We start from the raw sequence: 7,460 nt of genomic DNA, 5'->3' as shown, positions 1-7,460 counted from the left end.
CTCTGGCGATGCTGGCGCATCGCGGTTCGGCCGCTCTTACCCGGCTCCTTCCCTCGTCGACCGGGGCCGCTCGTTCCTCGCAACCCCGCTCTCCTCAGTCCAGTCGCCGGCGCGGCCTCACGGGGAGTCCCCCAAGGACAGAGCACGAAGCACGTCCCCGGGGTGATTCTTGAGGTGGGAGAACGGCGCGTCTCTTCTCCTAGTCCAGTCGCCGGCGCGGCCTCACGGGTTGTTGGCGACGCTGGCGCGTCGCGGTGAGGCCGCTCTTGTCCGGCTCCTTCCCTCGTCGACCGGGGTCGCTCGTTCCTCGCAACCCCGCTCTCCTCAGTCCAGTCCCCGGCGCGGCCTCACGGCTGCGGGCGGTACCGTGCGCCCGAAGGCCGGAGCACCGGTCGGCGATTCGGTAGCCTTGACCAGGTACCCCCCGTGTCCGTACGGCTCGGGGCTGTCGTGTTGCCGTCGTGGGGCTGTGGGCGAATCTGATGAGTCTTTCCGGACTTCTGGACCTTGTCGCCGGGGAGCCTGAGCTGGCTTCCCTTCTTCGGGATGTGCGCGGGGGCGACTCGTCCGACGTGTCGCTGGTCGCGCCGCCTGCGCTCCGTCCCTTCGCGGTGGCCGCGCTGGCCAGGGAGGGCGCGGAGAAGGCGGCCAGGACCGTCCTCGCGGTGACCGCGACCGGCCGCGAGGCCGAGGATCTCGCCTCGGCCCTCACCAGCCTCCTGGACGAGAGCACCGTCGCGGTCTTCCCCGCCTGGGAGACGCTCCCGCACGAGCGCCTGTCGCCGCGCAGCGACACCGTGGGCCAGCGCCTGGCGGTGCTGCGCAGGCTGGCCCACCCGGTCGAGGGCGACCTCTCGGCCGGCCCGCTGCACGTGGTGGTCGCGCCGATCAGGGCGCTGCTCCAGCCGATCGTGCGCGGCCTGGGCGACCTGCGACCGGTGCGGCTGCGCGCCGGGGACGACGCCGACCTCGACAGCGTCGTCCACAGCCTGGTGGAGAACGGCTATCACCGGGTCGACATGGTGGAGAAGCGCGGGGAGGTCGCCGTCAGGGGCGGGCTGCTCGACGTCTTCCCGCCGACCCAGGAGCACCCGCTCCGACTGGAGTTCTGGGGCGACACCGTCGAGGAGATCCGCTGGTTCAAGGTCGCCGACCAGCGCTCGCTGGAGGTGGCCGAGGACGGGCTGTTCGCCGCCCCCTGCCGGGAGTTGCTGCTGACCGCCGAGGTCAGGGAGAGGGCGAGGGAACTCGCCGAGACGCACCCTTCGCTGGCCGAGATCCTGGAGCAGCTGGCCGAGGGCGTGCCGATGGAGGGCATGGAGGCGTTCGCGCCGGTGCTCGCCGGTGAGATGGACCTGCTCGTCGACCACCTGGGGGAACGAGCGGCGATCTTCGTGTGCGACCCGGAGCGCATTCGCGGGCGCGCGGACGAGCTGGTGCGGACCAGTCAGGAGTTCCTGGAGGCGTCCTGGATCAACGCGGCGTCCGGCGGCGAGGCGCCGATCGACCTGGGCGGGGCGGCGTTCCGCACCCTGGAGGAGATCCGCGACCACGCGCGGCAGCTCGGCCAGCCCTGGTGGTCGCTCGCGCCGTTCGGTGTCGAAGGCGAGAGTGACGGTGCTCAGGGCGGCGGGCCGGACGGCGGGCTGGTGCTGAGGGCGCGCGAGGCGGAGGCCTACCGGGGCGACACCCAGCGGGCGCTGTCGGACATCAAGGGCTGGCTCGACTCCGAGCGGGTGGTCGTCCTGCTGAGCGAGGGCCACGGCCCCGCCGAGCGCATGGTCGAGCTGCTCAAGGGCGTCGACCTGCCCGCGCGCCTGGAGCCGGGCCTTGAGCGGATCCCCGACTCCAAGGTCGTCCACGTCACCACCGGCCTGATCGAGCACGGGTTCGTCACCCCGTCACTGGCCGTGCTGACCCACCTCGACCTGGTCGGCCAGAAGGCGTCGACCAAGGACATGCGGCGGTTGCCGTCCCGGCGCCGCAACATGGTCGATCCGCTCCAGCTCAAGGTCGGCGACAACGTCGTGCACGAGCAGCACGGCGTGGGCCGCTACATCGAGATGGTGCAGCGCACCGTACAGGGCGCCACCCGTGAGTACCTGGTGATCGAGTACGCCAAGGGCGACCGGCTCTACGTGCCGACCGACCAGCTCGACGAGGTCACCCGCTACGTCGGCGGCGAGTCGCCCACGCTCAACCGGATGGGCGGCGCCGACTGGGCCAAGGCCAAGACCAAGGCCAAGAAGGCGGTCAAGGAGATCGCCGGAGAGCTGATCCGCCTGTACTCCGCCCGGATGGCCTCGCCGGGACACGCCTTCGCGCCCGACAGCCCGTGGCAGCGCGAGATGGAGGACGCCTTCCCCTACGCCGAGACCGGTGACCAGCTTGAGGCCATCGACGAGGTCAAGCGCGACATGGAGCGCCCGATCCCGATGGACCGGCTGATCTGCGGCGACGTGGGCTACGGCAAGACCGAGATCGCGGTGCGGGCGGCGTTCAAGGCGGTGCAGGACGGCAAGCAGGTGGCGGTCCTGGTGCCGACCACGCTGCTGGTGCAGCAGCACATGTCGACCTTCGCCGAGCGGTTCTCCGGATTCCCGCTCAACGTCAGGCCGATGTCGCGGTTCCAGAGCGACGGTGAGGTCTCCGCGACCCTGGAGGGTCTGCGCGAGGGCTCGGTCGACGTGGTGATCGGCACGCACCGGCTGTTCTCGTCCGAGGTCAGGTTCAAGCAGCTCGGCCTGATCATCATCGACGAGGAGCAGCGGTTCGGCGTCGAGCACAAGGAGGCCATGAAGCACATGCGCACCCAGGTCGACGTGCTGGCCATGTCCGCGACCCCGATCCCCCGCACGCTGGAGATGGGGCTCACCGGCATCAGGGAGATGTCCACGATCCTCACCCCGCCCGAGGAGCGGCACCCGATCCTCACCTTCGTCGGCCCGTACGACGAGAAGCAGATCGGTGCCGCGGTCCGGCGCGAGCTGATGCGCGACGGCCAGGTCTTCTTCGTCCACAACCGGGTGGCCAGCATCAACAAGGTCGCGGCCATGCTGCGCGAGCTCGTGCCCGAGGCCAGGATCGCCGTCGCGCACGGCCAGATGCAGGAGCACCAGCTGGAAAAGATCATGGTGGGCTTCTGGGAGCGCGACTTCGACGTGCTCGTCTGCACCACGATCGTCGAGTCGGGCCTGGACGTGCCCAACGCCAACACCCTGATCGTCGACCGGGCCGACAACTACGGCCTCTCCCAGCTCCACCAGCTGCGCGGCCGGGTCGGCCGGGGCCGCGAGCGCGGCTACGCCTACTTCCTGTACCCGCCGGAGAAGCCGCTCACCGAGACCGCCCACGAGCGCCTGGCCACCATCTCCCAGCACACCGAGATGGGCGCGGGCATGTACGTGGCGATGAAGGACCTGGAGATCCGCGGCGCGGGCAACATCCTGGGCGCCGAGCAGTCGGGTTTCATCGCGGGCGTCGGCTTCGACCTGTACGTGCGGATGATGGCCGAGGCGGTGCAGGAGCAGAAGGCCAAGCTGGCCGGCACCTACCAGGAGGACGCGCGGCCCGACGTCAAGGTCGAGTTGCCGATCAACGCCCACATCCCGCACGACTACGTCACCTCCGAGCGACTGCGGCTGGAGGCGTACAAGCGGATCGCCGCGATCGGTTCCGACTCCGACATCGGCGCGGTGCGCGACGAGCTCGTCGACCGGTACGGACGGCCGCCCCAGCAGGTGGAGAACCTGCTCGAGGTCGCCCGCTTCCGGATTCGCGCCCGCCGTGCCGGGCTCACCGATGTCACCCTGCAGGGCCAGAACATCAAGTTCGCGCCGGTGGAGCTGAAGGACTCCCAGCAGGTCAGGCTCCAGAGGCTGTACCCGAAGGCACTGCTGAAGCAGGCGGCCGGTACGTTGCTGGTGCCCGTACCCAAGACCAGGCCCCTCGGGGGCCAGCCGCTGCGCGATCTGGACCTGCTCAAGTGGTGCGGGGATCTCGTCGAGGCGATGTTCCTCGAAACCGCGCGGGTAGAGTAAGCACGTTTGTCGTGAAGGGAACGCATGTGAAGTCGACCCGAGTGCGCGTCATCCTGGCGGTCGCCGCCGCCGGTGTCGCGCTGACCGCCTGCTCTCCGAACCAGATCGGCGCCGCCGCCGTCGTGGGTGGAGAGCGCATCAGCTCCAGCGAGCTGAGCAAGAACGTCCGCGAGTACGAGGAGGCGCTGTCCAAGGCGGGCGTCTCCGCCTCGCAACTGCAGTTCCAGGACAGCGTCCCGCAGCTCGTGCTCTTCCAGCTGGCCAATGCCAAGCAGTACGCGAAGGTCGCGGAGAGCAAGGGCATCACGGTCACCGACGGCGAGATCGACCAGGTGATCGCGGGCCAGGGCGGCCAGGAGAAGTTCGAGCAGCAGATGCTCCAGCAGGCGGTGGCCCCCTCGCACGCACGCGAGTTCATGAGGTCGCAGGTGCTGATCAGCAAGCTCGTCGCCAAGTACGGCGGCGGCACCGACGAGGCGGCCATCCAGCGCGGCCAGCAGCAGGCGATCAAGGACCTGCAGGCCATGCCGATCACCTGGAACCCGCGCTACGGTCAGCTCAACCAGCAGCGGAGCCAGGAGCAGCCGAGTGTCTTCGTCGACGCCGGCCGGTTCGGTGCCGCCGGGGGCCCCGCCGCTCCTGCCGCCGAGCAGCCTGAGACCCCGCAGCAGTAGCCTCCGGACATGTCGCTGATCATCGTCACCACCTCGCCCCGGGTCGCCCCGGGGCTGCTCAGCCATCGCGCCTGGCAGGTTCTCGGACAGGGCCCGGTCCGCACCGGGGCCGCGGACCATCCGCACCTGCCATACCTGGCGGAGGCCGGGGTCGACGTCGAGGTGGTCGCCTGCGACCCCGCCGTGCTGGTCCGCGAGGCGGTGGCGGCGACGGTCGTGTGGCTGGAGGCCGACGAGGCGCTGATGCGCTCCATCGGCCACGCCGCCGTGGCGCTTGAGGACCCGCCGGTGATCGAGGTCGTTCCTGGCTCGTACGACCTGCCGGGCGCGCGGCTGCTCGACCTGGTCTCGGTGATGGACCGGCTGCGGGTCGAATGCCCGTGGGACGCCCGGCAGACCCACGAGTCCCTGGCCCCGTACCTCATCGAGGAGGCCTACGAGGTGCTGGAGACCATCGAGGAGGGCGACCACGCGGCACTGCGCGAGGAGTTGGGCGACCTGCTCCTCCAGGTGGCCTTCCACGCGCGGGTCGCCCGCGAGCGGCCGGACGGGTTCGACATCGACGACGTGGCCGACGGGATCGTCGCCAAGCTCGTCCGCCGCCACCCGCACGTCTTCGCCGACACCCGGGTGGAGGGCGCGGGCGAGGTCAGCGCCAACTGGGAGACCATCAAGGCGGCCGAGCGCGCGGCCAAGAGCGGTGGCGATCCGGGCTCGGCGGTCGACGGCGTCCCGATGGGCCAGCCCGCGCTCTCCCTCGCCGCGCAGCTCCTGCGCCGCGCCGAGCGCGCCGGAGCCCCGGCGGACCTCCCCGAGGGGGTGCCCGCCGACGGCCTGGGAGCGAAACTCTTCGAGCTGGTACGGCAGGGGCACGCGGCCGGTCTCGACCCCGAGGCCGAGTTGCGCGCCGTCGCCCGCGCCTACCGCGACCAGGTGCGTGCTGCTGGCGACGCTAACGCGTGTTAACGGCGACGCTGACGCGTCGCGGTTCGGCCGCTCTTACCCGGCTCCTTCCCTCGTCGCTCATCCGCTTCGCTCCTTCGCTCCTCAGTCCAGTCGCCGGCGCGGCCTCACGGGCGGTCCCCCAAGGGAGAAGCACGGGGCGTGTCCTCAGGGGCTCCGATGGTCTCCTCGGTCCAGTTACCGGTGGGAGCTGAGGCGCCGGCGGGTCTTGGCGTCGGCGGTGGAGCGCCTTCGGGGCCTCGTACGGAAATTGCGCGAACATTGTTCGGAGGCGTCCCGGTCGCCGTATCGGCAAGTAGATCTCGGTACGCTTCTGAGGCAAACTGTCCTGCGACTTTAGGAGCGCTTCGTGGCTTCCATCGAGGGCGTTACCGCCCGAGAGATCCTTGACTCCCGGGGTAACCCGACGGTCGAGGTCGACATCCTCCTGGACGACGGCAGCCAGGGGCGCGCCGCGGTTCCCAGCGGCGCGTCCACCGGCCAGTTCGAGGCCGTCGAGCTCCGTGACGGCGACGAGCGCTACGGCGGCAAGGGTGTGGAGAAGGCGGTTCTCGGCGTGACCGACGAGATCGCCGACGAGATCCTCGGGTTCGACGCCACCGAGCAGCGCAGCGTCGACCAGATCATGATCGACCTGGACGCCACGCCCAACAAGGCGCGTCTGGGCGCCAACGCGATCCTGGGCGTCTCGCTCGCCGTGGCCAAGGCCGCCGCGGACAGCGCCGAGCTGCCGCTCTTCCGCTACCTGGGCGGGCCGAACGCGCACCTGCTGCCCGTGCCGATGATGAACATCCTGAACGGCGGCGCGCACGCCGACACCAACGTCGACATCCAGGAATTCATGATCGCTCCGATCGGGGCGGAGACGTTCCGTGAGGCCGTGCGGATGGGCACCGAGGTCTACCACGCCCTCAAGGCGGTGCTGAAGGAGAAGGGCTACGCCACCGGCCTCGGCGACGAGGGTGGTTTCGCTCCGAACCTGCCCTCCAACCGTGACGCGCTCGACCTGATCCTGGTCGCCATCGAGAAGGCCGGGTACGTGCCCGGCGAGGACATCGCGCTGGCCCTCGACGTGGCCGCCTCCGAGTTCCACTCGGGCGGCGTCTACACCATCGACGGCAAGGGCCTGTCCGCCACCGAGCTGATCGCCTTCTACGAGGACCTGGTCGCGAACTACCCGCTGGTCTCCATCGAGGACCCGCTGGACGAGAGCGACTGGGAGGGCTGGAACGCCATCACCCGCGCCCTCGGCGACAAGGTCCAGCTGGTCGGCGACGACCTGTTCGTGACCAACCCCGAGCGCCTGGCCCGCGGCATCGCCGAGGGCACCGCCAACGCGCTGCTGGTCAAGGTCAACCAGATCGGCACCCTGACCGAGACCCTCGACGCGGTGGACCTGGCCCACCGCAGCGGTTACCGCTGCATGATGAGCCACCGCTCCGGCGAGACCGAGGACACCACGATCGCAGACCTCGCCGTGGCCACCAACTGCGGCCAGATCAAGACCGGCGCCCCGGCCCGCTCCGACCGGGTGGCCAAGTACAACCAGTTGCTCCGCATCGAGGAGCTTCTGGACGACGCGGCCCGTTACGCGGGTCGGGCGGCCTTCCCACGTTTCCGGCGGTAGTTTCTTCTGGCGGCTCGCACCCGTTCCGAGCACGGGCCGCACCTGGGGAACGCCGGACGCGGTCCGGCGGTCGACGACCTCAGGGACGGCAAGGAGCCCTCGCCGACCCGCGGCCCGAAGAAGCTCTGCACGTTCAAGGAGGCCTCGCGGGTGCTC

The 7,460-nt window shown here is 70.3% G+C and carries 4 protein-coding genes and 1 pseudogene; all 5 read left to right on the top strand.

Translation table 11 applies throughout. The features are described from left to right. The first annotated feature begins 482 nt into the window (after nt 1–482). Complete coding sequence (mfd, locus tag ABZ260_RS42470; protein ID WP_355629165.1) at nt 483–4,040, top strand: transcription-repair coupling factor; 3,558 nt, start codon at nt 483–485, stop codon at nt 4,038–4,040. 26 nt (nt 4,041–4,066) lie between these two features. Beyond that, nucleotides 4,067–4,714 (top strand): SurA N-terminal domain-containing protein, encoded by a 648-nt coding sequence (locus ABZ260_RS42465; protein WP_355629162.1) that lies wholly within the window; start codon nt 4,067–4,069, stop codon nt 4,712–4,714. 9 nt (nt 4,715–4,723) lie between these two features. Next, nucleotides 4,724–5,680 (top strand): MazG family protein, encoded by a 957-nt coding sequence (locus ABZ260_RS42460; RefSeq protein ID WP_355629159.1) that lies wholly within the window; start codon nt 4,724–4,726, stop codon nt 5,678–5,680. Nucleotides 5,681–6,026: 346 nt separating this feature from the next. Continuing rightward, nucleotides 6,027–7,304, top strand: coding sequence for a phosphopyruvate hydratase (gene eno / locus ABZ260_RS42455; protein ID WP_355629156.1), 1,278 nt, complete (start codon nt 6,027–6,029; stop codon nt 7,302–7,304). 69 nt (nt 7,305–7,373) lie between these two features. Then, nucleotides 7,374–7,460, top strand: a pseudogene (locus ABZ260_RS42450) (NADH-quinone oxidoreductase subunit E); the annotation flags it as partial.

Origin of the sequence: Streptosporangium sp. NPDC006013 (assembly GCF_040614275.1) — a bacterium.
GTDB lineage: Bacteria > Actinomycetota > Actinomycetes > Streptosporangiales > Streptosporangiaceae > Streptosporangium.
This window is presented reverse-complemented; position numbering and strand designations above follow the sequence as displayed.

Bases quoted from the DNA above. Each gene is read 5' to 3' on its own strand.
- mfd (WP_355629165.1), top strand. From the start codon at position 483: ATGAGTCTTTCCGGACTTCTGGACCTTGTCGCCGGGGAGCCTGAGCTG.
- ABZ260_RS42460 (WP_355629159.1), top strand. From the start codon at position 4,724: ATGTCGCTGATCATCGTCACCACCTCGCCCCGGGTCGCCCCGGGGCTG.